This window comes from Leisingera sp. S232 (assembly GCF_049800895.1).
Lineage (GTDB): Bacteria > Pseudomonadota > Alphaproteobacteria > Rhodobacterales > Rhodobacteraceae > Leisingera.
In genome coordinates this window covers 20,171-46,264 of record NZ_JBNAFX010000035.1, presented here as the reverse complement: position 1 = coordinate 46,264, position 26,094 = coordinate 20,171, and the positions used below count along the sequence as shown (strand labels likewise).

Sequence of the window (26,094 nt, the reverse complement as noted above, 5' to 3'; positions counted from 1 at the left end):
CGAGATACTGCGCGCTTCGCAACGCTTCGGCAGGGCGCTGTGGAAACGATGGAGTGGTTATCACATCCGAAGTCGCGTGGAGGCCAAAATGCTATGCCTCAAGGCATTCGGCGAACGCATCATGGCGAGGGACCCAGACAGACAAACCGCCGAAATCCACATCCGCATCGCTCTCATGAACCGATTCTCGGCCCTCGGCACCGCCGAGATCGTGTGTGATGGATGAATCCGCCGCGGAAAGGGGAAGCTCGTCCTCAAAACGAGTTGCGCAACAACGCCCACTTGCAGCGAACTTCCGTTTTCCGCCCAACTTGCATGAGTACCAGTCCCAGCTGCGAGGCAGGCCGGAGGTTCGCTTAGAGCTGCTAGTGACCGACTGGGCCCGCAGCAATCCGGCCTTGTGCTCATAGCAGCTGGTGGCTCAGCAGGAACAGGCAACTCCGCCGATTGAATCTGCAAGTCAGCCCTAATTTTCCTGAAGGAAGTCAGATCAAACCTAACAGACCCCGTGAGCAGATAACGGGAATTGGGTCAAAAACCGGACAAGAAGGTCAGTTTTGCTTGGCATTCGACAGTAGGGTAGTGGCGGACCGAGGAGGATTCGAACCCCCGACCCCTTGATTCGTAGTCAAGTACTCTATCCAGCTGAGCTATCGGTCCACTGCGGCGGGGTTTACTTATACCGCCGCACGGCTGCAACCCCAAAAGAGACCAGGCTTCTAAATTCCTGCCCGGTCTCAGCCCGCAGAGGAGGCCGGGTGCAAGACTGGCAGCCGGTTCTTCAGTGCTGCCTGCAGCCTTTGACAGTTGCGCGTGCCACTGATGCCCAATTCGCCAAAGAGTGTGGTATATAGGGCAGGCAACCTGCTTCCGGGGGCCTTCGCGCCGGAACCATATAACAGCAAAGCAAGGGAGACAGCCGATGCCCGAGAGCCAGTCAGCCGCATACCGGCTCCGGCCGCTGGAACCGGATGATTTCGCCGATCTGGCCAGCTGGTTTCAAAATGTTGCCGACTTGGCCCGCTTTGACAGGTCGGCCCGGGCACCGGCGCCTGCCGCCCGCGTTCAGGAGACCTGGGAGCCAGGTGGGGTTGCGGCGAAAAACCCGGAACGCTGCTGGTTCTCCGTCACGACGGACACCGGCGTGCTGTGCGGTGTGACCGGGCTTGAGGGCATCTCTGCGGTCAACCGCGACGCCGTTATCTCGCTCTTTGTCGAAGAGAGCAGGCGCCGGCAGGGTATTGGCATCCGGTCAATGGCGCTTGTGCTGGATTTTGCCTTCCGTCAGATCGGGCTAAATCGCGTTACATCCTATTACCGGGCCGACAATGCACACAGCCAGCAGATGACATCCCGCGCCGGGTTCGCAGAAGAAGGCAGAATGCGGGAAGCCTGGTTTGCGGAAGGCCGGTATTTCGACATGGTCGGTGTCGGCATTCTGCGCCGCGACTGGGACGCGCGGCGCGGGGCATTGGCACAGGAGCTGGGGCCCGAGTGCAGGGTAGAGTTTCGGGGCGCAGCGGTGTCCGGCTGGGTCTGGCCGCCTGGACCGCCCGGCGCGCAGGATAGCTGAAGTGCGTCAGGCAATACGGCGCTGAACAAACCCAACCCGGCGCCGCGGGCCGGGTTCCGCCATTCTCACAGGAGGAGGACAGCTTGTGAGCGGCCAAGACAAGACATCCCTAGTCCGGCGGCAGCTTGGAGCAGTGCTGTTTGCTGACGTCGTCGGCTATGCGCGGCTGATGGGCAATGATGAATTCGATACCTACAGCGCGCTCAAACTGCTGCTGGAGCAGCTTGAAGCAGCTTGCCAGAAGCACAGCGGCCAGGTGGTTGCTGTGCGGGGCGACGGGGTACTTGCCCTGTTCGAGACCGCAACCGATGCCGTGAAATTCGGTGTCGAACTGCACCGGATTGCGGATCAGAACAACAGTGCGCGGGCAGAGGACCAGCAATTGCGGTTTCGCGCCGGTGTGCATATGGGCGAAATTCTGATCGACGACCGCGGCATTCACGGCGACAACGTCAATATTGCTGCCCGGCTGCAGGAAATTGCCGAGCCGGGGCGCGTGTTTGTCAGCGCCATAGTCTATGAACAGATCCGCAACCGGTTGCGGTACGGCTTTGAATTTCTTGGTCCGCAGCGGTTGAAAAACATCGCCGAGTCCATCCCCTGCTATTGCGTCCGCAGCGAGATCGAAGGCGCAGCCATGGCGGCCACCCTGCGCCCGGACCCGGGGCCTGCGCATCCGCAGCTGCCCGGCATTCCGTCAGTTGCCGTGCTGCCCTTTGCCAGCTTGGGCGGGGATCAATCCGACAGCTGGTTTGCTGACGGGCTGACCGAAGACATCATCCTGAACCTGTCCAAGTTCAAAAATCTCTTTGTGATTGCCCGCAATTCCGCCTTTTTCTTCAAGGCGCGGTCCATGCCGCCGCAGGACGCTGCCCGCGAACTGGGGGTGCGCTATGTCGCGCGGGGCAGCATCCGGCGGACGGCCTCGCGGATCAGGGTGGCCATTGAGTTGATCGACGCGGAGTCCGGCCGAACCATTTGGGGCGAACGCTATGATCGGGATATCGATGACATCTTTGCCATTCAGGATGAGGTGACAGATGCCATCGTTGCTGCCACCGCCGTGCTGATCGAAGCGCAGGAGCGCAAGCGGATGGCGCAAACCGCGCCGGCCGATCTTGCCGCGTATGGCTATGTTTTGCGCGGGCAACAGTACATCTTTCGCTACACGCGGCAGGACAACCGCGAAGCACAGACTTTGTACGAAAGAGCTCTGGCCCGCGATCAGGATTACGCCCGGGCGTCTGCCGCGCTGTCGCGCACCATGAACATCGATTGGCGCTATTCCTGGGCCAAGGACGCGGATCATGCATTGGATACTGCACTGTCCTTTGCGCAGCGGGCAGTGGAGCTGGATCCGACTGACGCCCGGGGCTTTGGCGAGCTGGGCTTTGTGCATCTCTATCGCAAGGAACATGACGCGGCGATCGGCGCCTACCGTCGCGCCCTGGCCTTGAACCCGAATGACGCCGACCTGCTGTCGGACTATGCCGATGCGCTGGCCCATTCCGGGGACAATGAAACGGCGATCAGCAGCCTGCAGCAGGCCATCCGGCTCAACCCCTATTTCCCGGACCAGTATCTGTGGCACCTGGGCGGGGCCTATTACAATCTCAAGCAATATGACGCGGTCATCGAAACGCTGACGAAGATGAACAACCCGACAGAAGGCCAGCGCATGCTGGCCGCCAGCTATGCCCAGTTGGGCAAGATGGAACTGGCGCGGGACATGGCTGCCCGGCACCGTGAGGCGCATCCGAATTTCTCCTTGGACCGCTGGGCCCGGGTGCAGCCTGACAGGCTGGAGGAAGACACCCAGCATTTTGTCGAAGGGCTGAAGAAAGCAGGGTTCTGAAGCACAGGCGCGGGCGCAGCCAGTTCAGCCGCGCCCGCGCCTTTATGGCCATCTCATGCCAGCTGGTCAGTCGCCAGAACCGCGTGCTTTTGCACCGCTCACCTTGGCACCGCTGACCTTGGCACCACTAACCTTTGCGCCGCTCACCTTTGCACCGCTGACCTTGGCACCACTGACCTTTGCGCCGCTAACGTCAGGCCCGCCGCCGAAATAGACATCCAGCAGCACCTGTTCCAGCATACCGGTCATCACATCCATACGGATCGAATAGTCGGCTTTGTCATAATCCCAGACCCGGATATCGTTTGCGATCTGGTATTCAGCTGAAGCAACACCGGTCACGGATGGGCTCAAGGGCGCGCGGGCGCCCTGGTTGCCAGGCATGTCGTCGGTTGCGCTCTTGCCCTCGCCATGCACCAGGAACAGCGTGGGTTCCGGCAACTCGAAATAGGTGCCTTCATAGGCAAAACCGTAAATCCGGGCAAATTTGGCATGCAGGCTCAGCTGCGCATCCAGCAGATTGTTCCGCCCGCGCCCCCGAAGCCCCTCTTGTTTGTAAATCTGCTTGGGGATGTCCTTGATCTGGGTCCATACCGTGTCCCCGAGTTCAAGCCCTTCCAGAACGGCGATCCGATCATCCACCGCAACCTTCAGTTCTGACACCAGTTTCAGGGTGTTCCCATTTCCCGCCGTGACCTTGTAAATTCCGTTGTCATTGGCATTGTTGCGACGCACCAGAACCAGATCGTCCACTGCGATTTCAACGCCGTCGATCTCTGGATCCACATTGTTCACATTCATCTTCTCGACAGTCGCCACGCGCACTGTCTTCTTGATGTCGGATCTGACGATCTGCAGATCTTTCAGGAGGCGTCCAAATAACAGCACTTCAGAGAAACTCAGTAAAGACTCGGCCACCGCACATACTCCTGTGGCTATGGAAACAAAACTGGAAGACCTTTTTTACAGCGGGCCGGCCAACACGCGGGTCAACCGGGCATCCGCAAAACGCATCCCTCAGGGTCAAAGTATCACAAAAAGAAGGGGATTTACAGCCTATAGGAAAGTTACCCATCCGGCACCCGGGTCCGCACCGAATGCGCGTGGCTGTTTTCATCGGCTTCTTCCAGCCGCGGGCCTGCCTGAACCAGGCCAATTCCGCGCATCCTGAAATTGCCTTCGATGATCGACTGAAACGCACCGCCGGTTGAATTGCGGTCGACCAGCAGCAGGGCCTGTTCAACCGCTGCGTAAGTCAGGGTTTGCGCGTCCAGCATGCTCCAGGTTGCCGCCAGGTAGGAACCCAGGATGTCCCGCGCTTCCAAAAGCGCCAGGCGGAATCCCTCCGGGTCCGCCGCATAACGGGCATCAAACAGGGTCTGCATGACCTCTGCGTAATGCGGGCTGTCCTCCAGCTGATCGGACAGGTCCTCCATTTCCGGGGTAATCAGATCATGAACCAGCAGGCGTTCGTGGAAGATGTCCACCAGAATGTCGAACATTGCCCCGGTCAGCGGCTCGGACAGCGCGTGCTCGCTGCTCCAGCCGCACACAAAGTCATCCAGCAGCCGAGTGTTTGCCGCCATCCGGATCTGCGCGCTGCCGGCAAGTTCGGCAAAGCGGTTTAGCTGGTTGAAGGTGTACAGATTGCCCCGGGTGTTCTCCAGCAGCTCCTCTACCACCGAGCCAAAATGCAAAGAGGCAATCAACGCAACCATGTCCGCAGCGGATTCGTGAAAGCCGTAGTATTCACCGGGAACATCTTCGGAGACCGGCATTCCAGTCATGCTGTAAATAATGGCGTGGCCGATTTCATGGGCGACCACGTCAAAGTTCAGACTGTAGGCGCGGTATTCGCCGCCGTGTTCGCTGGTGCCGCCGGTTTCCAGGAACCCCCAGCCGATATGGGCATTGTCCAGGCTGGGCAGCAGCGACAATTCCAGCCGGTCATAGTCACGGGCGAAATGCCAGGGGACCGGATGGCCAAAGTAAGCCTCCCAGACATCCATGGTAAAATGCGCCGCCGCAAACAGATGCGCGGCCTCGAACCGCGGATCGGACGGCGGGATGTGCAGGAAGTGCCCGTCCTCATCCGGTTCCGGCGACGGCTGAAGCGCTCCGTGCCAGGGGGGCAGATACATGCCGGGCCCCTGCGGCCCCTGCACAATCGCACCATAAGGGATCGACTTGCCCTGCGCGTTGACAGTATACATCCGCGGCCCCGACGGCCCCGGGCCAATGGTTCCCGGCGGCGCCGAAATCTCGACTATCTCCAGCACCGGGTCTTCGGTTCGGAACGGCGACTGCGGAAACAGCAGAAAGCGCGTTCCCGGTGCTTCCTCGGCCGCCTCGAAAGGGTCTTCCATTGGGCCTCCAATTCTGCGGAGGTTTCGCCTGTATCGTTCTGCCTAATCGTTGCTGTCCGGCTCAGGCCGTGTTCTGCACCGTTGATGATACATCAATTCGCGGCGGATCAGCGCAAAGAATTCTTCGACGCTGAGCCCGATGGACGCCGCATGGGCCTCCAGGTCCGCCGGGATATCCTGCCGGAGGCAGGTTTCAAAGTGCCAGGCCGCCAATTGCAGCCGTTCTGCCTGCCCGGCGGGCCCATCGGGCTGCGCATGACCGGCCAGCTGCTGCTCTTTGGCTTCGGCCCGTGATTTCAACCCGGCATAGGCGCCAGCAAGCCGGAGTTCCGCCAGAAGATAGGTCTGCAGTTCCTCCTGCACCGCATCCGCGGCCGCGGCGGCTTGGGCTGTTTCCTGCAGAACCGTCTCATATTGCGCCACTGTCAGCCCGTTGGCGTCCAGCCATGCCTGCAGGTCCTTGCTGCGCAACAGGCCGTTTGCCTGACGGTGGCGGTTGAGCTGTGCCAGCACAGCTTCCCGTCCGGCCTGCGCATCTGTACGGCGCGCCGTCTGCAACTGCACAAACCGCAGCGCCGCCCGGTTCAGCAAGGCGTCAAAGCGCGCCGGCGCCAGCCGCAATTCATCAAGCACCCGCTGGTCCGGCGCCTGTAGCGCCTGTTCCTGTTCCAGTGCCTCAGCCCGGCGCACCAGCCCCTGCCAGGCCAGGGTCCGCTCCATCCTTTCCCCGGCTGGGCCATCCGCCGGGGCTTCAGCAGCAGCCATCCGGTGCAGCATCTCTTGCGCGTCAGTGCGTTTGGCATCCACGGCCCCGGTTTCCAGCCACGCCGCAAACCGGTCCAGCCAGGGCGCCGCAGCAACATCCGCGAGGATCTGCGCCCAGCTCCGCTGCTGGTAAAACAGGGCTTTGGCGGTCTTCAGAACTGCAGAGGCCTGCGCCGTGTTCAAAACAGCGCAGCTGATCGCATGTTCCACCGTCGCACGGATCGAGACCATCGGCTCGCTCAGCGGCGCATAGCCCAGTTCTGCCGGGCTGTGCAGAACCGCGACCTCGTCGTCGTCCATGATGTTGCCAGAGGCGTAGGCTTCGTAGATCCTGCCAACCCCCACCATGCCAAAGGCCGACAGCTCTGCCGCCCGCAAGGCCCCCATGCTGGCGCTTCCGTAGACTGCAATGCCCTGTTCCATCGCCCACAGGATCTCCTTGTGCCACACCGAAGGCACCCCTTCGAAATAGCCGTCGATCAACCCGATGGCACAGGCCCCGTGGCGGACTGCCCTGTAGATGTCCCCCTGACCGGCAGGCGGCAGCACGTCTGCATCCGGCAGCACCGCCACCACGTCGGCTGCTCTGATCGTCGGCCCGGCAAACACCACCGCACTCACGGGGTCACCTCAGCGGCCCGCAAGGCGCGCGGCCCGGCGATGAAGTCAGGGTCGTCATGCGGCGCTTCCAGCCCCGGGATCACCGCACGCACCACAGAGATGCCCAACCCGGAATGGGACAGATCCACGATCAGAACCTGCGCCATTCCAGCGGCTTCCAGACGGTCCAGAAGCCAGGCCTGATCCTCCTCAAAGGAGGGCGACGAAAGGGACGGGCAGTCCTGGAACCTGGCGCTGGCCTGGCTGCGCCTCAGCAGGCGGCGGACATAGCCTGCGCGTTCTGCCGCCGCCGCTGGCGTGAATTCATCCGGGTCCAGATCATCGCGGGCGCCAGAGATATAGGTCAGCCGGGTCTGGGCTGCCTCGGTCAGTGCCCGCAGCAGGGCAATGCGGCGGTCGGGATGGCAGCCGCTGCCGATACCGATATGGCCCGGACGGCTGCCTGCTTCGCAGATCATGCAGTGAAACGCCGGAACGCCGATATCAGAGGTGATGTTCCAGACCCCGGTTTCTAGCCCGGCCGCAGCAAACCGGTCCAGCGCATCGCGGCAGCGCCTATCATCAATGGTAGCCGGATCGATCCGCGGGCCTGGCGGCGCGTGGTGCCACAGGGTGATTGCGTCCCGCTCAATCAGCTCGCACAGCGCGTGACAGGCCGCCTCTGCCAGGCTGTTTCCCGAAGCCAGCCCGTTGGTGGTGCGCGGAAACGCGCCCTGACCGCCGCTGGGCGGAGCCGTGTAGTCTGTATCCACCATTTCAAATGGCAGCCAATACTGGCCCCCGGTGGCCATATCAGCGCCCGCAACCCACAGCATCCGGCGCTGCGGATCAAAATCGGCCCCGGTCACACGCGGCAGCCGGGCCACATCCGCCACCAGAGCATCCTTCTGCAAATCCTGAAAACTGGCTGACCGCAATGGCAGGCTGATCCGCTCGGCGTGCCAGGACTCGATGGCTTCCATCACGCCAGAAGCCTGGGCAGCCTCCAGCGTCAGCCCCTTGCCCAGTGACACGGCAACCGACCGGGAATTGGGGCGTGTGACCATAACCGTGGGCAGGCCGACCCTGTCCAGCCCGGTCAGATTGGCAATCCGGGTGATGCCCATATCTGCCAGATGCGGGCGCACGTTTGCCAGCGTCTGCGCAGGGTCACACAGCCGGTGCGTATCGTGCAGATAGCCTTTCTGTCTCGCTTTCGGCATCTGGCTGGCCTCACTGCTGTGACCGCCGCAGGACATCCGCCGCAACCCGGACGGCGACCGGCAAACATTACCGCAGGATGACCCGCTGCAGACGGGCGGTCAACATCAGGACTGAAGCCCGGGTCCGCCCGCAGCCATCGGAGCGGTTATCTCTGCGGCAGAAAATCAAACACCGGAACAAAACTGGCCGGCGCCAGGGTCTGTTCCAGCAGGTCTTCTTCTGCGGTGCCCGTATCCAAAACCCTGATAGCAGGGCCGGCATGTTTGACACGCAGGCTGCCCTCGATTGCACGCACGGCCATTTCAACCGCCAGCCGCCCCTGCAACACAGGAAAATCCGTCGGAGCAGCAATAATGCGATCGCGCAGGACACCCCGGTAGACCGCATGTGTCATGTAGTCAGAGACAACAAGAACCTGCTCTTGCATGCTCCGGGCGCGCAGCACTGATACCGCAGCCTCAGCAGCTGGTGCGGAACCGGCAATGTAGTCCAGATCCGGCACCTCATCCAGGGCTTCCTCGACCAGCCGCACCTGTATTTCCCGTCCGGTGTCACCGTATTTGGTAACCGCAATCTCCGCGGCGCTTTCCGCAAGCGCAGCGCGGAACCCTTCGTCCACAAATGCCACCCAGCCGGCTTTGTCCGGTCCGGGAAACCAGGCGACTTTCACGGGCGGCCCTCCTTTGGGGTGGCGGGCTGCAATGATCCTGCCGGCCTTGGCGCCCATTTCCTTCCAGGATACGCCCACCTTCGCGGTGATCCCGGCATCTGCGATGTCGTTCACTGCGGCAATCACCGGCACCGAAGCGGCGATCCGTTCGACCGTGTCGGTCAGGCCCGAGAATGACACCGTGCCAAGAACAAGCGCATCAGCGCCGTTTGCGACACATTCCTCGGCCTGCTGAATTTGCCGCTGCAAATTGGGATACCCGCCGGCTTCCACAAGCTTGAATGACACGCCCAGCCGGGCAGCTTCCGCCACCATCCCGTAGTTGACGCTCAGCCAGTAGGCGTCTTTCAGATGCGGATATGCGATGCACAGCCGCCACGCCTGTGCGGCCTTCCCCAGCGGCGCATAGTCCAAAGTCTCAAGCTCGCTGCTGTAGTCAAAAGCGGTTTGCGGCACTTGCAGTCGCCAGCTGTCCGCAGCTGCCGGCATGGACAGAAACGTAAAAAGCAATAACCAGAATGCACGCATGAGACCCCCTGTTTCCAGCCCGGAGGATAGGCCGCAGGGCATGAAAGGGAAATTCAAAATTGCGAAATCTGCAAATGCAGGCGAAAGTTCCCGAATGTTAGAGAAACTTGGCCTCGGCGGAAAATTGAGCCTGGCATTCATTGTCATTGCGGGATTGCCGACCCTTGCCGGCATTCTGGGGCTGATTGAACTGCAGGTGCTGGCGCGCCGCCAGGCAGAGGTGATCAGCCAAACCATCCCGGCCATTGCCGAGGTGCGCGGCATGGCTGAGGAAAGCACCCGGATCATTGCCATCGCCCCGGAACTGGCTGCGGTCACGACCCAGGCAGAACGCGCCAACCGGGCGCAGTTCCTGTCCAATCAGGTTCAGGCGCTGACCGGCCGCCTGGATGCGCTGGAACGTGGCGGCATTGCCGGCTCCGGCCGCCTGCGGGATACGGTGACTGACGCCGCGCGGGTGCTGGCGCTGCTCAATGAACTGGTCGAGACCCGCATCGCGCTGCACAGTGGCCTGAAGCAGCTGACCACCCGCAACCTGACGGCCGCAAATAATCTGCTCAGCATGGCTGACACATTGGTCGCCAATGCTGAAATGGGCACAACGGCGGTTATCTCGAGCCTTTACAGCCCCGGCAGCTCCCCCGTCGAAGAGCAGGCCCGCACTGATATGCTCGACAAACTGATCGAGGTCGACCTGTTCCAGCTTGGGCTGATGTTTGAACTGCGGTCGCAGACTGCAGAAATCGGATTGCTGATAAACCGGATCGAAAAGGCCGGCACTGAGGCCGAACTGAGAGAGATCGAAGCCGCGCTGTCCAGCCGCCTGAACATCGTGTCGCGACGGATCAAGGCAATCCGGGATCCTGGCCGCCGCCAGCAGGCAGAGACCTTTGCGGCCCAATTGCAGGCGGTGCCGGAAAGCAATGCCGGCCTGTTCGGGCTGCGCGGCCGGATACTGACCACAGAGACACGCATCACCGCATTGAAACAAGAGCTGCAGAACACCGCGTTGCGGCTGGGCGACGAAGCCTCAGCGGTCGCCGATCAGGCGCAGGCTCGGGCGCTCAGCTCAGGCAATGCAGCCGCTGCCGACATCCAAAGAGCACAGCTGCGCAATGGTTTTGCTGCCGTCACCGGCTTTCTGCTGTCGCTGGCAGTGCTTTGGTTCTACGTGCGCGGCAGCATCACCCGGCGCCTCAACCAGCTGGCCGGCATCATGGCTGCGCTGATGCGCGGGCAGCTGGATCATCCGGTCCGTCCCCGCGGGCAGGACGAGATTGCGCGCATGGAAGCCGCAGTAGAGGTTTTCCGCCAGCAGGCCCTGGATAAACTGGAACTGGAAAAAGTCCGCGACCGCAACGAACAGGAACTCCGGGAACACCGCAACAACCTGCAGTCTCTTGTCGACAATCAAACGGAGCGGCTGCGGCAAGAAGTCGAAGCCCATGATGTGGCCCGCCAGAAAGCCGAGGCTGCCGACCAGGCCAAATCCGAGTTTCTGGCGATGATGAGCCACGAAATCCGCACGCCGATGAACGGCGTGCTGGGCATGCTGCGCAGCCTGTCGGATGAAGGCCTGCCGCCCCGGCAGATGGACCGTCTGCGCACGGCGCTGGTTTCGGGGCAGAACCTGCTGAAGATCCTGAATGATATTCTGGACTACTCCAAGATCGAAGGCGGTGCACTGCAGCGGGAAGATATCACGTTCTCCCTGCGCGGCCTGATCAATGATATCGTCGTCCTGTTGCGCCCGGGCGCGGACAGCAAGGGGGTTCATCTTTTGCTGGATGCGGCACAGGAATTGCCTGACGTTGTCGAAGGCGACGCTGCCAAGCTGCGGCAGATTCTGTTCAACCTGCTGTCAAATGCGCTGAAATTCACCGACGAAGGAGAGGTCATTCTGCGGGTTCGCACCAATGGCAGCACCCACGGGCGCCACCAGATCACTTTTGAAGTCAGCGACACCGGCAAGGGGATCTCGCAAGAGGCCAAGTCCCGCATCTTCGAGGCTTTTGAACAGGAAGACAGCGAAACCGCCCGCAAGTTCGGCGGCACCGGGCTGGGTCTGGCAATCAGCAGGCATTTCGCGCAGACTATCGGCGCCCGCCTGTCTTTGGAAAGCGCCAAGAATGTCGGGTCGGTGTTCACTCTGGCCCTGGAGCTGGCAGCCGGTGATCCCGCAGCCCTGATACCAGAGGAGCCGCCGGTTCCGGTCCGGCCGACCGGTCCTCCTCTTTCTGTTCTGGTGGTCGAGGACAATGAGATCAATCAGATGGTGGCACAGGGTTATCTGGAACGCATGGGCCACAGCTGCCAATGTGCAGGAACCGCGGAAGAGGCGCTGGAACTGCTCCGCGAGGTGCCGTTCGATCTGGTGCTGATGGATGTCAATCTGCCCGGCATCAGCGGCACCGAAGCCACCCGCCGCCTGCGCGCGCTGCCGGATCCGCGGCTGTCCAAATTGCCGGTCATAGGCATCTCTGCGCATGTGCAGGAAGAACAGATAGAGACCCACCTGCAGGCGGGGATGAATGGTTTTGTGGCCAAGCCGGTGTCCCCGGAACGCCTTGCCAAGGCCCTGCAAAGCGTTACCCAGGGCCGCGAAGGCGCTGTCTACTTGTCAGCGCGCGGGGCCGCGCCTGAGCAGGACAGGACATCCAGCCTGCTGCAGCATATGCAGGAAAACATCCAGGATCTCGGCTCTGGCCGCGCAGCCGAAATTGCGGCCCTCTTCCAGCAGGAACTGCCTTTGAGCATTCAGAAGATGGAAGCGGCACTGTCCGCACAGGACCTTGGCCGTCTGGGAAAGGAGGCCCACCGGGCCAAGGGAGCCGCCGGCAATTTCGGGCAGCGGGATCTGGCCAGCCTTCTGACAAAGCTGGAAGCCGACGCAGTGAATGGCCGCCAGTCTGCCGCCGCAGAGCAGATGCGCCAGATTAATCTGCTGGCGCCGCAGGTTCTGGAAGCTTTGGCGGGGGTGCTGCGCGACTGCGGTCTTCAGACCAAAGGGGCCGTGAACACATAACCTTCGCCATGCACGGTGGTGATGACCCTTGGATTGGAGGGTTCTTCTTCCAGTTTTCCACGCAGGCGGCGGATCAGCACATCCACAGTGCGGGGATTGGCGCCGTACTGCCGGTGCGTCACCCGGCTCATCAGCGCATCCCGCGAGGCGACTTCACCCGCCCGGCTGACCAACATGTCCAGCACTTCGAATTCCGCCCGGGTCAAAGGCACGCTGTCGCCCTCCAGAGATTGCAGATGCCGTGCAGCAACATCAAAGCGGAAGTTCCCGAACGTATAGACCCGGCGTGACAGGCGTCTGGCTTCCTGGGTGCGGCGCAGCAGGTTTTTCAGCCGTGCCAGCAGCTCGCGCCGGTTAAAGGGTTTGCAGACGTAATCATCTGCGCCCAGTTCCAGCCCGACGATTCTGTCGACCTCATCATCGCGGCCGGTCACCAGAATAATCCCGATGTCTGACTTGGCCCGCTGTTCCCGGGTGATCTGCAGCCCGTCTTTGCCCGGCAGGTTGATGTCGACGACAAGCAGATCAACATCGCTCGTCTGTAAAATTCTCTCTGCTTCTTCGGCCGTTTCTGCCTGGGACACGCTGTACCCCTGCGCATCCAGATAGCTGGCGAGCGTGGTCCGGCTGACCGGCTCGTCCTCGATGATCAAAATATGCGCCATACCCGCATTGCCCCGTGAGATTTCCCACCAGTTAACAAATTTTAACATCTCTGGCCAGTCTGTTCATCCCGCCGGGCTGACCTGTTCACATCTGCAGCCTAGCGTCTCTGTCTGAAAGCGCTGCTTTCAAACAGCATTTAGGCTCAGGCCATCAGGACCCGGGCTGCGAAAACAGGGAGATACATATGAAATTCCGGAAACACCTACTGGCCAGTGCAGCGGTCTTGGCAATGGCAGCTCCGATGGCCATGGCAGAGGATTCGTCGGACCCGATCATCATTCCGATCCACAACTGGTCGAGCCAAATCGTGATGAGCCATGTTGTCGGACAGATCTTTGAATCGATGGGCAACAACGTTGAATATGTCTCGACAGACAGCCAGGCCGTGTACGAGTCCGTGCGGCTGGGCGATGTGACACTGGAACTGGAAGTCTGGGAAGGCGCCTTTGGCAAGTCATTCAACGAGGCGCTGGCCAAGGGGGGTCTGCATGATGCAGGCGACCACAATGCGGTGACCCGCGAAGAATGGTGGTATCCGGCCTGGACCAAGGAATCCTGCCCGGGTCTGCCGAGCTGGGAGGCCCTGAACGACTGCGCCGCAGTGTTTGCAACGCCGGAAACAGGCGACAAGGGCCGGTTCCTGGGCGGACCGGTGGACTGGCTCAAGCATGACGCAGAGCGGGTGGACGCGCTGAACATGAACTTCACCGTGGTGAATGCCGGCTCTGCATCGGCGCTTTGGGCCGAAGTCGCCGCAGCCGAAAAGACCAAGAAACCGGTGGTGATCTTCAACTGGACACCGAATTTCGCAGAGGCCGTCTGGCCGGGTGAATTTGTGGAGTTCCCGCAGTGGGTTGAAGGATGCGACAAAGATCCTGCTGTCGGCCCGAACCCCGACGCCACCTATGATTGCGGCAATCCCGCCAATGGCTACCTCAAGAAAGCTGCCTGGGACGGCATGAAAGAAAAATGGCCGGCGGCCTATGAAACGCTGACGCAAATCAGCTTCACCAACCCGCAGATCGCCGAGATGGCAAAGCTGGTCGATATTGACGAGCTGGAGCCCGAAGACGCGGCGACCGAATGGCTGGAGAACAACGAGGGCCTCTGGAAGCCTTGGACCGGCTCCTGAACCCCACACATCTCTCTCCAACTCACCGGGGCAGCCTGCTGCCCCGGACTTCTGTTAACGAAAGTAGACCTATGACCGCCGCCACCCCCGTCATTTCCTGCAAAAACGTCTGGAAGCTGTTTGGTGCCCAACCGGAACAATACCTGAAGTCCCTAACCGGTAACCCCGGCTTCGATGAAATCCGGCAGGCCGGCTACATCGCCGCAGTGCGCGACGTCTCCATGGACATCGCCAAGGGTGAAATGCTGGTGATCATGGGGCTGTCCGGTTCCGGCAAATCAACCTTTGTGCGCTGCCTGTCCCGGCTGATCGATATCACTGGCGGCGAGGTCAAGGTCGAAGGTCAGAACATCGGCGATATGTCCGAAAAGGAGCTGATCGACCTGCGCCGGAACAAGATGGGCATGGTGTTTCAAAGCTTTGGCCTGCTGCCGCATCGCACCGTTCTGGACAACGTCGCCTTCCCGCTGGAAATGCGCGGCCAGGACCGCCATGACCGCCGCGCCCGTGCGCTGGAGGTGATCGAACTGGTGGGCCTCTCAGGCCGCGAGGACTATTTCCCGCGAGAGCTGTCCGGCGGCCAGCAGCAGCGCGTCGGCATTGCCCGCAGCCTGGCGATTGAGCCCGACATCTGGTTCCTGGATGAGCCGTTTTCGGCGCTGGACCCGCTGATCCGCCGCGAGATGCAGGACGAGTTTCTGCGCCTGCAGGAGATGCTGGGCAAAACCATTGTCTTCATCACCCATGACTTCGACGAGGCCCTGCGCCTTGCCGACCGCATTGCCATCATGAAGGACGGCGTGGTCGAGCAATGCGACACCCCCGATCAGATCGTGCTGAACCCGGCCACTGAATATGTCGCCAAATTCACAGAGGAAATCGAGAAATCCCGCGTGGTGCATGCCGGCGTTCTGGCCCGCGAGGTGAACGGCCACAGCCTGACCGGCTCGCCCATCGGCGAAAAACAGACCATCTCCGAACTGGCCCGCCTGCTGGTCAATGACAACCGCGACTTCCTGCCGGTTGCCAGCAAATCCGGCAGCGTGATCGGCGCGATGAGCCGCCAGGAGGCGCTCGACGTGCTTCTGGGAGAGGCCTCATGACGGACCAGACCCTGATACTCAGCGCAAAAGGCGCCAATTGGACACGCGCCAAGACCGGCTGGGCGATCTTTGCTGCCGCCTGTCTCCTGGCTGTGTGCAATGCTGTTCTGCCCGCTGGGCTGGTGCGGCCGCCAGCCTGGCTGGTGCTGCCTTTTGCCGACTGGATCAACGCGATCTTTGAGTTTTTGCGCGATGATCTGGGGCTTCTCTACCTGACCCGCGCCTTTGCCGGCGGGGTCGAATGGTTGCTCGATGTCACCGCCAACCTGCTTTACGGCAAGAACCGCTGGCCCCGCATCGGCCCCATTCCCTGGACCGTGATCGCCAGCATCGGATTTGTCGTCGGCTACGCCCTGCAGGGCTGGCGCCTGTCGCTGCTGACCGGCGGCACCTTTGTCTGGATTGCTGTCATGGGACAGTGGAAATGGGCGATGGAGACCCTGTCCGTCATCGTCGTCGCCGCCCCTTTCTCGATCCTCTTCGGCCTCGTCATGGGCATCCTCGCCTGGCGCTCAAAAACCTTTGAACGCTTTTTGAACCCGGTCCTGAATATCGCGCAAAGCCTGCCGCATTTCGCCTATATGATCCCGGTTGTCGTCTTTATCGGCGTCGGCCCCAAGGCAGGGGCCATCGTCACCATCATCTTCTCGGTGCCGCCGATGATCCGCATGTCCCTGCTGGGCCTGCGCAAGGTCCCCCATGAAGTCATCGAAAGCGGCCATATGTGCGGCTCTACCCGCTGGCAGCTGCTGCGCCATGTGCGCATCCCGACGGCCCGGACCGAGATCCTGGTCGGCGTCAATCAGGTCATCATGCAATGTCTTGCGATGGTGGTTCTGGCCAGCTTCATCGGCATGCCGGGGCTGGGGCAGAAACTGCTGCAACTTCTGCAGGCGCTGAAGATCGGCCGCTCTGTCGAGATCGGCATCACCATCGTGCTGCTTGCGGTCACGCTGGATCGCTGCACCAAAGCCTGGGCGACCAAACAGCCAGAGCACTTTGAAAAGGGCACATCCTTTGCCCTGCGCAACAAGTATCTGCTGATTGGTGCCGGCCTGTCTCTGGTCTTTCTCATACTGGCCCAGTTCATCCCTCTGCTGGATCAGGTCAGCCGCCGTGATGCCTTTACCATCTCCAAACCCATTGATGCGGTGGCGGACTGGTTCATTGTGCTGATCGACCCGGTCACTCAATGGCTGCGCTGGTTCCTGATCACCTGGGTTCTGATCCCGATCCGCGATGCCTTTCTGTGGATGCCCTATACTGCCGTTCTGGCCCTGCTGGCCGCCGCGGGATGGGCAATTGGCGGGTTGCGCTCAGCTCTGGTCTGCTTTGCCTTTTTCGGTCTGATCGCCATTTCCGGCTGGTGGGACCGCGCCATGATCACCGTCTATACCGTGGTCGTCGCAGTCTCTATTGCTGCGGTTATCGGCTTCCCGCTGGGGATCTGGGGCTCTTTCAACCAGAAACGGGCCGGCCTGGCGCTGCTGATCTGCGATACCCTGCAAACCTTCCCCAGCTTCATCTATCTGATCCCGGTGGTCATGCTGTTTGGCGTCAATGACGTGGCCGTGGTCGGCGCCGTTGTGCTGTTCGCCGCTGTGCCGCTGGTCCGCTACACCATCGAAGGCCTGCGCCAGGTGCCGGAAACCCTGATCGAGGCCGCCGACATGTCCGGTGCGACAAGGATGCAGACCCTGTGGAAGGTACGTCTGCCGATGGCGCTCCCAACGGTCATGGTCGGCGTCAACCAGTCCGTGATGTTCTCTTTGTTCATGGTGATCATTGCAGCCTTCATCGGCACTCAGGATCTGGGTCAGGAAATGCAGCGTGCGCTGTCCTCCACCGATGTGGGCAAAGGTCTGGTGCTGGGTCTTGCTGTCGCCTTCATGGGGCTGATGGTCGACCATCTGATCACCACCTGGGCGCGGACCAAGAAAGAAGCACTGGGACTGGAGTGACGCGATGACTATGCATTCAGGCGACTTCGGCCCCGCTCCGCTTCGTCGCATCGGCTTCCTGCTGTTTCCAGGCTTTCCTCTGGCCTGCCTGAGCGCCGCCGTGGAACCCCTGCGCGCCGCCAATGAGATCGCAGGCCGCGAGGTGTTCTCCTGGACCTTGATAACAGAGACCGGCACGCAAGCGGTGGCGTCGGCAGGCATGCCGTTTTCTGCAGACACCAGCCTTGCTCAGGCAGAGGGGCTCGACTGTCTGTTCCTGCTGTCAGGGCCGGAAGCCGAGTTTGCAGACCCGGTTTCTAGCCCCGGGCGGCTGCGGTTCCTGGCTCGCCATGGCGTCGCGCTGGGCGCGGCGGCAGGCGGCGTCTTTCCCCTGGCCCGCAGCGGCGTTCTGTCCGGTCGGCGCTGCGCGGTTCACTGGTGCTACAGGCCCGCCTTTGAGACCGCCTTTGCCGATTGCACAGCGGTGGACAGGCTGGCGGTGCGCGACGGCGCCATACACACGGTGTCCGGGGCCGCGGCGATGTTCGACCTGTCCCTGGAGCTGATCGCCAATGCTTTGGGCGACGCTGCGGTGAACGAAGTCGCCTGCCTGTTTCAGCACGCCGACATCCGCAGCGGCAGTGCCCGGCAAAAGGTTCCTGTTCTGCAAAGCGGCCGCACGGTTGATCAGATGCCGCCTGCGGTCAAACAGGCCATGTCCATCTTCTCTGAAAACGTCGAAACACCTGTCGGCATCCGCGAGGTCGCCCGTATGGCAGGCATTTCCCCGCGCCAGCTCGAGCGCAGTTTCCGCACCGCCACGGGGCTCAGCCCGGGGGAATACTACCGCCGCCAGCGCCTGAAGGCGGCGCGGCAAATGGTGCTGTACTCCTGGGACAGTATCTCGGACATTGCCCATGCAGTCGGCTATGCCAGTTCGTCGACACTGACGCTTCACTACCGCAAGTTTTACGGCGTCACGCCGGTGCAGGACCGCAAGCAGACAGTTGTGCCAGACACCCGCCGCCCAGCCCGCAGCACCCGAGCCCTGCAGTAACAGCAGCCCATAGCGCCCCAGGCAGCGCTTTCGACCACGCGCCACAGCTCTGAACGGTTGTGGTGGGGGCGACAGGACAGCTCCGCACCTAGGCTTGGAACGTGGTCTTCCGGCGGGCGGAGCGTGCGCATTGCTTGGGTGCGATCACATCATCAAAGCCTCGTGAAATACGCCAGCTATCGGAAACTGATGGCTTTGGCTTTTATTTCTATGGTTGTTTTTTGTATATTTAATAATTCCCTTAGGTTGCATTAAGGAAAAAACAGTAGTTCGGTATACATCATTAACCCACTTCCGCCCTTCGTGACTGGCGCGCACGCCTCAAAGCAAACAACGGGATGCCAATGGCCACAGTAATCTCCTCCTCCCATTCGAATGCAGCCAGTGAAACACAAGGTTACGCAGACACTCTGTCGTGGTTCGATATCACGCCGTCAGACAGGGCGCGTGTGCGGGAGTTGGCACCGGTCGCGGATCGAGTCGGCGACGAGATCATCAATGATTTCTATTCCCACATTCTCAGTTTCGAAGAAGCAGCCAAACAGTTCACTGACGACGAACAGATCAACCGTGTGAAACAAGGGCAGAAACGGTATTTTCAGGAACTTGTCACGGCCGATCTGGATGAAGCTTATGCAGAGGACCGCAGGCGGATCGGCAGTATTCATGAACGCGCCGGCATCACGCCCACCTTGTATATCGGATCCTATGCCTTTTATCTGCAGCGCCTGGGGCATCTGGTTCTGGACGCGATGGAAGATGACCCGGCCAAGGCATTCGGACTTGTCCTGTCGCTGATGAAGATCGCCCATTTCGATATGGCGCTGGCGTTGGAGACCTATGTCGGCGCGCGCGAAAAGACGATCGAGACACAGCAGCGGCAGATGAGCGAGCTGCCGACCCCGGTGCTGAAGCTGCGCGACGGCCTGCTTCTGATACCAGTCGTCGGCACATTGGACAGCTACCGGGCCAGATCCCTGACGGTGCAAATGCTGGAAGGCATCCGCGACTACCGGGCCCGTGCCGTGGTGCTGGATATTACCGGTGTGGATTCCGTGGACAGCGCAGTTGCAAACCATCTGATCCAAACGATGACAGCAGCCCGCCTTATGGGCGCGAAATCGATCCTGACCGGTATCTCGGCCGATGTGGCACAGGCGCTGGTCAAGATCGGTGTTGACGGCGAGAGCATGAACACCGCCGGGGATTTGCAGCAAGGCATGGAGTTGGCAGACAAACTGCTGAGCGCTTAGAATATGGCAGTCCGCGTCCCCATTCTTCGCCAGGGAAGCCATCTGATCGCATCAATACAGGAAGAGCTGACCGATAGCGATATCCTGAACCTGCAGACCCGCATTCTGGATGAAGTCGTCAAACGGCAGGCCGATGGTGTCATCATTGATGTCGGCGCCCTTGATGTGATCGACAGTTTCGGAACCAGAACATTGGCTGAAATTGCCAGCGCGGTTCAGCTGCGCGGCGCAAAAATGGTGATCGTCGGCATCCAGCCAGAAGTGGCCCTGTCGATGGTGCTGCTGGGGCTGACCCTGGATTCGGTTCCGACGATGCTGGATCTGGATGCAGGGATTGCCGAATTGAAAGGGTCCGCTCAATGAAGCGGGCGGCGATAGCCGAGGTGCAGCAGGTAAACGTGCAGCATGATGGCGATGTCGTCCTTGCCCGTCAGATGGGCCGCCAAATGGCAATGGATCTCGGTTTCAGCAAGGCGGATCAGGCGCTGATAGCAACGGCAATCTCCGAGCTCGCCAGAAACATTGTGAACTATGCCTCTCGTGGCACAGTTGAGATGCATCCGATTACCAACAGCCGTGACACACGTATTCATGTCGTCGTGTCGGACGTCGGGCCGGGCATCGACGATATCGAGGCCGCCATGGCGGACGGTTTCTCGACGGGCCGCAGTCTGGGGCTTGGCCTGCCTGGAACCAAACGGATTGTGGATGAATTCGATATCCAAAGCACCCCAGGCGAAGGCGTGACCATTACCATCGTCAAGTGGAAGCTCCGATGACGGGAGGGCAGATTTCCATGTCCGGCTCAAACCGGCAGCTGACATGGTCCGTGGCGCATAAGGCAAAACTGGCCGGACACGCATCGGGCGACGGCTATCTGGTCAGCCGGGATGACCAATATGCCATGTTTGCCGTTGCCGATGGCAGTGGCAGCGGTCAGCAGGCTGCGCAGGCGACCGAACATTGCCTGGCGGCTTTGGGCAGGCAGGCGGAATTTGATCTGCCAGCCGGGTTCAGAGATTGCCACCGCGTCCTGAGAGGCAGCCGGGGCGCTGCCCTGGGAATTGTTCTGATCGACATGCAAAGCGGCAGGTTCTCCTGGGCATCTGTTGGCGACATCGACGGGATGCTGGTGCGGGCCGACAATGGGCGGCCGAATGAAAGCATAATCCAGCGCGGCGGTGTCCTCGGCCTGAACCTGCCTCGGCTGCATCAAGCCGAGCATGCGCTGTATCCGGATGATCTGATCATCATGACCAGCGACGGAATCAAACGCGCCTACCGCACCCACGTCACGGCAGCGACCTCTGCGGATCAGACAACCGCATCCATCATGGAGCAGTTTGCCCACCCCCGCGATGACTCCATTGTCCTCGCGGTCTCGATGGGGGCGGCCGGATGAATACAGTTCAACCTCAGGATATCGCCGAACGGTACATTTCTGCTCTGGAAGATTTTGCCGAATTCGGCCAGGAGACCCGGTTGATCCAGGCGTATGATCTGGCCCGGGATGCCTTGCAGGAAGGTATCTCTCTCGCCGAAATCAGCGGCATCCACCACGTCGCGCTGCAGGAGCTGTTTGATGCATCGGCCAATCCGATGGAGCGGCTTGAAAGGCTGGAACAGTTCTTCCTTGAGGTGATCGCTGTCTATGACATGGCGCTGCGTGGCTACCAAAGCAATGTCCAGTCGCTGCAGGCCGAAAACCTGAAAAGGCGCGGCACCGAGGCCAGGCTTCGCGAATTGAGCGATGAGCTGAAGCGGCAACGCGACAGTCTCGATATCCAGGTCAGGGGACGCACTGCGGAACTGGCCGAAAAGGCCTCTGATCTGGTGCGGGCGAATCTGCAGCTGCAGCATGCAAACCGCGAACAGGCGGAATTCACCTATGCCATTTCCCATGACCTGAAATCGCCGGTGAATACCATCGGCATGCTGATCAACGAGCTGTCTCTGGGCTATGGCGGTCTGTTCGACGAGGAGGGCAGGGAGCTGATTGACCTTGCCGTGCAAACTGTCGGGCGGATGGGCGACCTGATCGAAGACGTTCTGAGCTACTCCAGAACCGTCGAACGGGGGTTTTCGGTGGAACCTGTCGATCTGAACCAGCTTTTTGCAGACCTGACGTCCGACTTGCTTGGTGACATCACAAGCCATGCTGTCCAGCTGGAAGCCGCAGAACTGCCCGTCGTGTCTGGCAATGCCCTTCAGCTGCGGATCCTGTTCCACAATCTGCTGTCCAATGCCATAAAATTCCGGGACCCGGAAAGGCCGCTCAGGATCCGTGTCTCCGGCACGGCTGATCCGGCAACCGGCAGTTTGCGTATTTCCGTTTCCGACAACGGCATCGGTATCCCGCCCGAATACCACAAGCAGATCTTTGCGCTGTTCCAGCGCCTGCATACGCATGATACCTATCCGGGGTCCGGTCTCGGTCTCGCATTGTGCAAGCGCATCGCCCTGAATCATAAGGGGGTAATTGACCTCTCCTCGGCGCCTGGGCGTGGCTCTACCTTCTCCCTTGTTGTAACAGGCGGTGCATATGACAGCTAAACCAATCATCGAGACGGTCATGCTGATCGACGATGAACGCGCCGATCAAATTATGTACCGCCGGATACTTGAGCGGTCGGGCGTCGTGCGCAATCACATTTCCTTTCAGTATGCGAGCGAGGCTTTGGAATATCTGAAGCGGCAAGACCGGGCGGAAATTGATCTGATTTTCCTGGATATCAATATGCCCGGCATGAGCGGATTTGAATTTCTGGAGGCGGCGACTGCAGAATTCGGGCCGGGCTTTGCCAAAGCTGTTGTCGTGATGCTGACCACCTCCCTCAATCCACGGGACCGGGAGCGGGCGGCTCAGTTCGATGCTGTGCGGGATTTCGTCAACAAACCCCTGACCGTTGAATATATTGAAACCCTTGCGGAGCTGGTTGCCGGATCGCAATAGGCTGTCGGTGCCTGTCGCACCGGGGGCAGCGCCGGCCAGAACAGGTCCTGCGTTCGCAGCGGGGCTGGCATGCCTGCGGCCGTCCGCTGCGCCGGAACAGGTCTGATCAATCCGACAGGGTTTTCGGATCTTCGCTGCGCCGCCCGGCTGCCGTATCTGCGGCATCGGTAATGGCATCCAGGGATGCTTCCAGGCTTTGGCGCAGTGTCTCAACCTGTTCATCGTCCGGTTTCTTGGGCACCACGTCCGTCCATTCGCGGCACATCAGCACGCCACGTGAAAACGGCAGCGGCAGCATCTGCCGGTCCCAGGTCGGCAGCGCCATCACCTTTTTTTCGGCAAAGGCTACGGTGAATACCCGACAGCCGGTCATCCGCGCCCAGACCACCGGCACAGTGGACGAGACCCGCGCAGGTCCGCGCGGACCGTCGGCGGCAATGCCGATGGAGCAGCCATCGCGGGTGCGGCGCAGCACCTCGCGCGACAGCGCCACATGGCGCTTGTGGCTCGACATCGGGATGGTCTCAAATCCCAGCCGTACCAGGATCTGCCCCGCCAGCCGTCCGGCGCGGGCGGCAGAGGTCAGGGCGCAGATCCGGCCCAGCGAGGTGTCGAACAGATAGGGTGCCATGATCAGCCGCTGGTGCCACAGCACAAAAATCACCGGCTCGCCGCGGCGCACGCAGGCATCCATCTCCTCAAACCCGGAGCGGGTCCAGCGCGAGGTGCGGAATGCGAACCGCACATAGGCGGCAAACAGGCCCTCGACGGCGCGGTTGACCCTTGGGCTGTCGGCAATTTTTTTTCTGAGGCTCACGGGGCTACGGCTCATTCCTGCTGGGGGCACAGGGCCTTGGCCCCAGTTACTGCCCGGTATTTGCCCGTCATACTGCATGGCTGCGCCGGGGCAAAGCCCGCCGTCTGCAAACCGTCGGGGCAGCGCAAGAAAATGCATTTTTTCCTCTTGCCTCTGCAGCGCGGCTGCCGTAGGACATGCCGCACCACAGGGGTATAGCTCAGTTGGTAGAGCGACGGTCTCCAAAACCGTAGGTCTCGGGTTCGAACCCTGATGCCCCTGCCATTTTTCCGCATATCGCCAGTACAGCACTGCCCGTCCGGGCAGGCCGTTTGGCGTGTCCGGTCACTCCAGTTCCAGATGAGTGGGCGACAGGCCCTGCTGTTGGCGTTCGCAGGCGGCGTCCAGGGCGCGCTCCAGCTGGCGGGCCAGCCGTTCGGGGCTGAACAGCGCTGCGGTCTGCTGCCGGTCACGGAGCTTATTGCGCAGGCTGGCGGTCGCCGCGCTGTCGGCGGCCAGTTCCGCGGCTTTGGCCTCGTATGCTTCGGGGCTGGCGGCAACCATCTCCGGCAGGCCGGCCGAGTGCAGCAGGCTGGCTGTGGTGCGGGCGGCGAATTGCTGACCGGCCAGGGTCAGGACCGGCAGGCCGGCGGCCAGTGCGTCGCGCGCCGCGGCGGCGGCGTTCACGGTGAATGTGTCCAGGAACAGGCTGCCCAGCGGCAGGCGGGCCAGGTGATCGTCACGGCTGGCAGCCGGGGCAAAGACCAGCCGGTCCGGGTCGACCCCGCGCGCTGCGGCGGCGCGGCGCAGGTTCGACATGGCATGTTCGCCATTGTCCGCCAGCCACAGAACGCTGCCTGGCGCACCCTGCAGCAAACGCATCCAGATATCGAATTCCTGCGGCGTGATGCGACTGCCGGAGGCGAAGCTGCAGAACACGAAACCCTCTGCCGGCAGGCCGCAGGCCGCGCGGTCCGGGGCGGTGGCTGGTGCAGCGGGGGCGACCGCTTGATGGCCGTCCGTCAGGCGCAGCAGATGTTCGTTGTGGTAACGTTCGCTGCCCGGCGGGCAGGCGGCCGCATCGCTGATCAGATACTCATAAGCGGCGGCACCCATGGTGCCGGGATAGCCGGAGAAGGCGATGTGCAGCGGCGCCAGGCGGGCGGCGAACAGCCGTGGAGCAAAGGTGCCGCAATAGCCAGAGAGATCCACCGCGGCATCCAGCCGGTCCGCTTTCACGGCTTCGGCCATCTGATCCATGGCGCCTGCGTCCAGAACCCTGAGCCCGCTGACCTTCTGCGCTACGGCTTCGGGTAGGCCTGCGCCGATGGCATAGAGGCGGATGTCGAAACGGGTCCGGTCGTGGGCGTCGAGCATTGCACTGTGCTGGTCCAGGATGGCGTCAGCGTCACAGGCCGCGAAGAAATAGCCGATCCGCAACCGGTCCGGCCGCTGTCCGGCCTCTGAGGCAATACTGAGCTCTGCTTCTGCGAACAGATCGCTGGCAAAAGACTGGGCGCGGGCGCGCAGCAAATCGGGATTGTCTTCCATCAGCATCAGCGCGTCGGGCGCGCAGCCGCTGCTGCGTAAGCCCAGCTGGCGGCGGTGGTCGGCATACTCTGGCAGCCAGCGCCAGTCATTGAGCTCTGCCAGCATGTGCAGGCGCTGGGTGCGGGCGCGGTCGTTGGCCGGTTTCGCATCCAGCACCTTGTTGAAGCAGGGCAGAGCGTCTGCAAAGGCGCCCTCGGCCTTGAGCAGGAGACCCAGCTGGTACCGGGCCTCAGTCAGGGTGGGGTTCAGGCGGACGGCCTGTGTGTAATGCCCTTTGGCGTCCTCAGCGGCGCCCTGCTGGGTCAGGAGGCCCGCCAGCGTGACATGCAATGCGGCATCATGCGGCGCCAGTTTCACGGCCTTGCGCAGCATGTTGGCGGCTTTGCGGCTCTGGCCCTGCTGGATCAGCACCTCTGCCTTGCCGTGCAGCGCCTGCAGGCAGCCAGCCGTCAGCATCAGCGCCTTGTCAAACAGCGCCATGGCATTGTCCAGTTCGCCGCGAGCGGCCTGCACGCGGCCCATGGCGGCATAGGTGCCCGCAGCGCGAGGATTGAGCCCGACCGCCTTGTTCAGGCAGGTGGCGGCATTGTCCAGATGGCCGGCCGCCAGATGACAGCGGCCCAGGAATTCCCACAGAAAATGCGATTCGCGGAAGGTCTTGAGCAGGGCGCCGCAGCTTTCTGCGGCCTCGAAATGGCGGCCCTCAGCCAGCGCCTCCTCCAGCCCGGCCTGATGCACCGGCGACGGGTCGCTCTGCGAGTCCAGCCGCTTGCGCAACCCTTCCAGCGCTGATTGCGCGCGCTTGTTGCGAGGGTTGCGGGACAGGATGCCGGCATAGGCCAAGGCGGCATCTTCCAGCTGGGCTTCGCGTTCAAACTGTTCGGCTTGGGACAAGGAGTATGCTGGCGTCATGGCTTCCTACTTTTGTAAATCACACAGGACGCCCCGCCTGCGGCGCAGAGGGCCGTGGGAGGGGCGGTTTCGAGTCATTTTTGCCGCAAGTGGATTAAAATTTGATTGACCGGGCGGGCGCTGCC

21 protein-coding genes, 2 tRNA genes and 1 pseudogene are annotated in these 26,094 nt (G+C 61.5%); 15 read left to right on the top strand and 9 right to left on the bottom strand.

Features of this window, described 5'->3' with window-relative positions:
* Positions 1-226 (top strand): annotated as a pseudogene (locus tag ACP151_RS17580) (IS5/IS1182 family transposase); the annotation flags it as partial.
* Positions 227-583: 357 nt separating this feature from the next.
* Here ACP151_RS17580 and ACP151_RS17575 read toward each other — a convergent pair.
* Positions 584-660: transfer RNA gene (locus ACP151_RS17575), tRNA-Arg, on the bottom strand.
* 262 nt (positions 661-922) lie between these two features.
* On the opposite strand from ACP151_RS17575, the gene ACP151_RS17570 reads away from it, so the two are divergent.
* Together ACP151_RS17570 and ACP151_RS17565 are read left to right on the top strand one after the other, a co-directional pair.
* Positions 923-1,573 carry a GNAT family N-acetyltransferase gene (locus tag ACP151_RS17570; RefSeq protein WP_424980200.1) on the top strand — a complete coding sequence of 217 codons (651 nt, stop codon included), beginning with the start codon at positions 923-925 and terminating at the stop codon, positions 1,571-1,573.
* 85 nt (positions 1,574-1,658) lie between these two features.
* The gene (locus ACP151_RS17565; protein ID WP_424980199.1) at positions 1,659-3,428 is read left to right on the top strand and encodes a tetratricopeptide repeat protein; all 1,770 of its coding nucleotides are present in this window, start codon (positions 1,659-1,661) and stop codon (positions 3,426-3,428) included.
* A gap of 66 nt (positions 3,429-3,494) precedes the next feature.
* On the opposite strand, the gene ACP151_RS17560 is transcribed toward ACP151_RS17565, so the two are convergent.
* The 5 genes from ACP151_RS17560 to torT form a co-directional block, all read right to left on the bottom strand.
* The gene (locus ACP151_RS17560) at positions 3,495-4,346 is read right to left on the bottom strand and encodes a hypothetical protein (RefSeq protein ID WP_424980197.1); all 852 of its coding nucleotides are present in this window, start codon (positions 4,344-4,346) and stop codon (positions 3,495-3,497) included.
* 149 nt (positions 4,347-4,495) lie between these two features.
* Entirely contained in the window at positions 4,496-5,794 is a 1,299-nt protein-coding gene (locus ACP151_RS17555; protein ID WP_424980196.1) for a hypothetical protein, read from the bottom strand.
* A gap of 42 nt (positions 5,795-5,836) precedes the next feature.
* Positions 5,837-7,180, bottom strand: coding sequence for a TfuA-like protein (locus ACP151_RS17550; RefSeq protein WP_424980195.1), 1,344 nt, complete (start codon positions 7,178-7,180; stop codon positions 5,837-5,839).
* Positions 7,177-8,382, bottom strand: coding sequence for a YcaO-like family protein (locus ACP151_RS17545; RefSeq protein WP_424980194.1), 1,206 nt, complete (start codon positions 8,380-8,382; stop codon positions 7,177-7,179). Before ACP151_RS17545 ends, ACP151_RS17550 begins: the two co-directional genes overlap by 4 nt.
* A gap of 146 nt (positions 8,383-8,528) precedes the next feature.
* Positions 8,529-9,581: a TMAO reductase system periplasmic protein TorT gene (gene torT, locus ACP151_RS17540; RefSeq protein WP_424980193.1), complete on the bottom strand. Its 1,053-nt coding sequence runs from the start codon at positions 9,579-9,581 to the stop codon at positions 8,529-8,531.
* Between the two features lie 94 nt (positions 9,582-9,675).
* Between torT and torS the strand changes: the two genes are divergently transcribed.
* Complete coding sequence (gene torS, locus ACP151_RS17535) at positions 9,676-12,606, top strand: TMAO reductase system sensor histidine kinase/response regulator TorS (RefSeq protein ID WP_424980192.1); 2,931 nt, start codon at positions 9,676-9,678, stop codon at positions 12,604-12,606.
* Here the strand turns inward: torS and ACP151_RS17530 are convergent.
* A complete protein-coding gene (locus ACP151_RS17530; protein WP_424980201.1) occupies positions 12,579-13,271 on the bottom strand; it encodes a response regulator in 693 nt (230 codons plus the stop codon). The two genes, torS and ACP151_RS17530, sit on opposite strands and share 28 nt — an antisense overlap.
* 185 nt (positions 13,272-13,456) lie before the next feature.
* On the opposite strand from ACP151_RS17530, the gene ACP151_RS17525 reads away from it, so the two are divergent.
* The 10 genes from ACP151_RS17525 (at position 13,457) to ACP151_RS17480 (ending at position 22,710) form a co-directional block, all read left to right on the top strand.
* Positions 13,457-14,404, top strand: coding sequence for an ABC transporter substrate-binding protein (locus tag ACP151_RS17525; RefSeq protein WP_424980191.1), 948 nt, complete (start codon positions 13,457-13,459; stop codon positions 14,402-14,404).
* A gap of 71 nt (positions 14,405-14,475) precedes the next feature.
* The gene (locus ACP151_RS17520) at positions 14,476-15,507 is read left to right on the top strand and encodes a quaternary amine ABC transporter ATP-binding protein (RefSeq protein WP_424980190.1); all 1,032 of its coding nucleotides are present in this window, start codon (positions 14,476-14,478) and stop codon (positions 15,505-15,507) included.
* Positions 15,504-17,468 (top strand): ABC transporter permease, encoded by a 1,965-nt coding sequence (locus ACP151_RS17515; RefSeq protein ID WP_424980189.1) that lies wholly within the window; start codon positions 15,504-15,506, stop codon positions 17,466-17,468. The genes ACP151_RS17520 and ACP151_RS17515 overlap by 4 nt, the downstream gene beginning before the upstream one ends.
* A 4-nt stretch (positions 17,469-17,472) precedes the next feature.
* On the top strand, positions 17,473-18,504 hold the full coding sequence (locus ACP151_RS17510; protein WP_424980188.1) for a GlxA family transcriptional regulator: 1,032 nt from the start codon (positions 17,473-17,475) through the stop codon (positions 18,502-18,504).
* Between the two features lie 344 nt (positions 18,505-18,848).
* Positions 18,849-19,757 (top strand): protoglobin domain-containing protein, encoded by a 909-nt coding sequence (locus tag ACP151_RS17505; protein WP_424980187.1) that lies wholly within the window; start codon positions 18,849-18,851, stop codon positions 19,755-19,757.
* Positions 19,758-19,760: 3 nt separating this feature from the next.
* Positions 19,761-20,120 (top strand): STAS domain-containing protein, encoded by a 360-nt coding sequence (locus tag ACP151_RS17500; protein WP_424980186.1) that lies wholly within the window; start codon positions 19,761-19,763, stop codon positions 20,118-20,120.
* Positions 20,117-20,536, top strand: a complete 420-nt coding sequence (locus tag ACP151_RS17495) for an anti-sigma regulatory factor (RefSeq protein ID WP_424980185.1) — start codon at positions 20,117-20,119, stop codon at positions 20,534-20,536. The genes ACP151_RS17500 and ACP151_RS17495 overlap by 4 nt, the downstream gene beginning before the upstream one ends.
* On the top strand, positions 20,533-21,159 hold the full coding sequence (locus tag ACP151_RS17490) for a SpoIIE family protein phosphatase (protein ID WP_424980184.1): 627 nt from the start codon (positions 20,533-20,535) through the stop codon (positions 21,157-21,159). Before ACP151_RS17495 ends, ACP151_RS17490 begins: the two co-directional genes overlap by 4 nt.
* A complete protein-coding gene (locus ACP151_RS17485) occupies positions 21,156-22,310 on the top strand; it encodes a sensor histidine kinase (protein WP_424980183.1) in 1,155 nt (384 codons plus the stop codon). The genes ACP151_RS17490 and ACP151_RS17485 overlap by 4 nt, the downstream gene beginning before the upstream one ends.
* Positions 22,300-22,710 carry a response regulator gene (locus ACP151_RS17480; protein WP_424980182.1) on the top strand — a complete coding sequence of 137 codons (411 nt, stop codon included), beginning with the start codon at positions 22,300-22,302 and terminating at the stop codon, positions 22,708-22,710. Before ACP151_RS17485 ends, ACP151_RS17480 begins: the two co-directional genes overlap by 11 nt.
* Before the next feature lie 106 nt (positions 22,711-22,816).
* On the opposite strand, the gene ACP151_RS17475 is transcribed toward ACP151_RS17480, so the two are convergent.
* Complete coding sequence (locus tag ACP151_RS17475; protein WP_424980181.1) at positions 22,817-23,527, bottom strand: lysophospholipid acyltransferase family protein; 711 nt, start codon at positions 23,525-23,527, stop codon at positions 22,817-22,819.
* Between the two features lie 188 nt (positions 23,528-23,715).
* Between ACP151_RS17475 and ACP151_RS17470 the strand changes: the two genes are divergently transcribed.
* Positions 23,716-23,791: transfer RNA gene (locus tag ACP151_RS17470), tRNA-Trp, on the top strand.
* A 60-nt stretch (positions 23,792-23,851) separates the two neighbouring features.
* Here ACP151_RS17470 and ACP151_RS17465 read toward each other — a convergent pair.
* Positions 23,852-25,969, bottom strand: coding sequence for a tetratricopeptide repeat protein (locus tag ACP151_RS17465; protein ID WP_424980180.1), 2,118 nt, complete (start codon positions 25,967-25,969; stop codon positions 23,852-23,854).
* Between the last annotated feature and the right edge of the window lie 125 nt (positions 25,970-26,094).

What these genes read in the sequence shown, in the direction of transcription:
- ACP151_RS17570 (WP_424980200.1), top strand. Translation starts at nt 923, where the DNA reads ATGCCCGAGAGCCAGTCAGCCGCATACCGGCTCCGGCCGCTGGAACCG.
- ACP151_RS17555 (WP_424980196.1), bottom strand. Translation starts at nt 5,794, where the DNA reads ATGGAAGACCCTTTCGAGGCGGCCGAGGAAGCACCGGGAACGCGCTTT.
- ACP151_RS17545 (WP_424980194.1), bottom strand. Translation starts at nt 8,382, where the DNA reads ATGCCGAAAGCGAGACAGAAAGGCTATCTGCACGATACGCACCGGCTG.
- torT (WP_424980193.1), bottom strand. Translation starts at nt 9,581, where the DNA reads ATGCGTGCATTCTGGTTATTGCTTTTTACGTTTCTGTCCATGCCGGCA.
- torS (WP_424980192.1), top strand. Translation starts at nt 9,676, where the DNA reads ATGTTAGAGAAACTTGGCCTCGGCGGAAAATTGAGCCTGGCATTCATT.
- ACP151_RS17530 (WP_424980201.1), bottom strand. Translation starts at nt 13,271, where the DNA reads ATGGCGCATATTTTGATCATCGAGGACGAGCCGGTCAGCCGGACCACG.
- ACP151_RS17525 (WP_424980191.1), top strand. Translation starts at nt 13,457, where the DNA reads ATGAAATTCCGGAAACACCTACTGGCCAGTGCAGCGGTCTTGGCAATG.
- ACP151_RS17520 (WP_424980190.1), top strand. Translation starts at nt 14,476, where the DNA reads ATGACCGCCGCCACCCCCGTCATTTCCTGCAAAAACGTCTGGAAGCTG.
- ACP151_RS17515 (WP_424980189.1), top strand. Translation starts at nt 15,504, where the DNA reads ATGACGGACCAGACCCTGATACTCAGCGCAAAAGGCGCCAATTGGACA.
- ACP151_RS17510 (WP_424980188.1), top strand. Translation starts at nt 17,473, where the DNA reads ATGACTATGCATTCAGGCGACTTCGGCCCCGCTCCGCTTCGTCGCATC.
- ACP151_RS17505 (WP_424980187.1), top strand. Translation starts at nt 18,849, where the DNA reads ATGGCCACAGTAATCTCCTCCTCCCATTCGAATGCAGCCAGTGAAACA.
- ACP151_RS17500 (WP_424980186.1), top strand. Translation starts at nt 19,761, where the DNA reads ATGGCAGTCCGCGTCCCCATTCTTCGCCAGGGAAGCCATCTGATCGCA.
- ACP151_RS17495 (WP_424980185.1), top strand. Translation starts at nt 20,117, where the DNA reads ATGAAGCGGGCGGCGATAGCCGAGGTGCAGCAGGTAAACGTGCAGCAT.
- ACP151_RS17490 (WP_424980184.1), top strand. Translation starts at nt 20,533, where the DNA reads ATGACGGGAGGGCAGATTTCCATGTCCGGCTCAAACCGGCAGCTGACA.
- ACP151_RS17485 (WP_424980183.1), top strand. Translation starts at nt 21,156, where the DNA reads ATGAATACAGTTCAACCTCAGGATATCGCCGAACGGTACATTTCTGCT.
- ACP151_RS17480 (WP_424980182.1), top strand. Translation starts at nt 22,300, where the DNA reads ATGACAGCTAAACCAATCATCGAGACGGTCATGCTGATCGACGATGAA.
- ACP151_RS17465 (WP_424980180.1), bottom strand. Translation starts at nt 25,969, where the DNA reads ATGACGCCAGCATACTCCTTGTCCCAAGCCGAACAGTTTGAACGCGAA.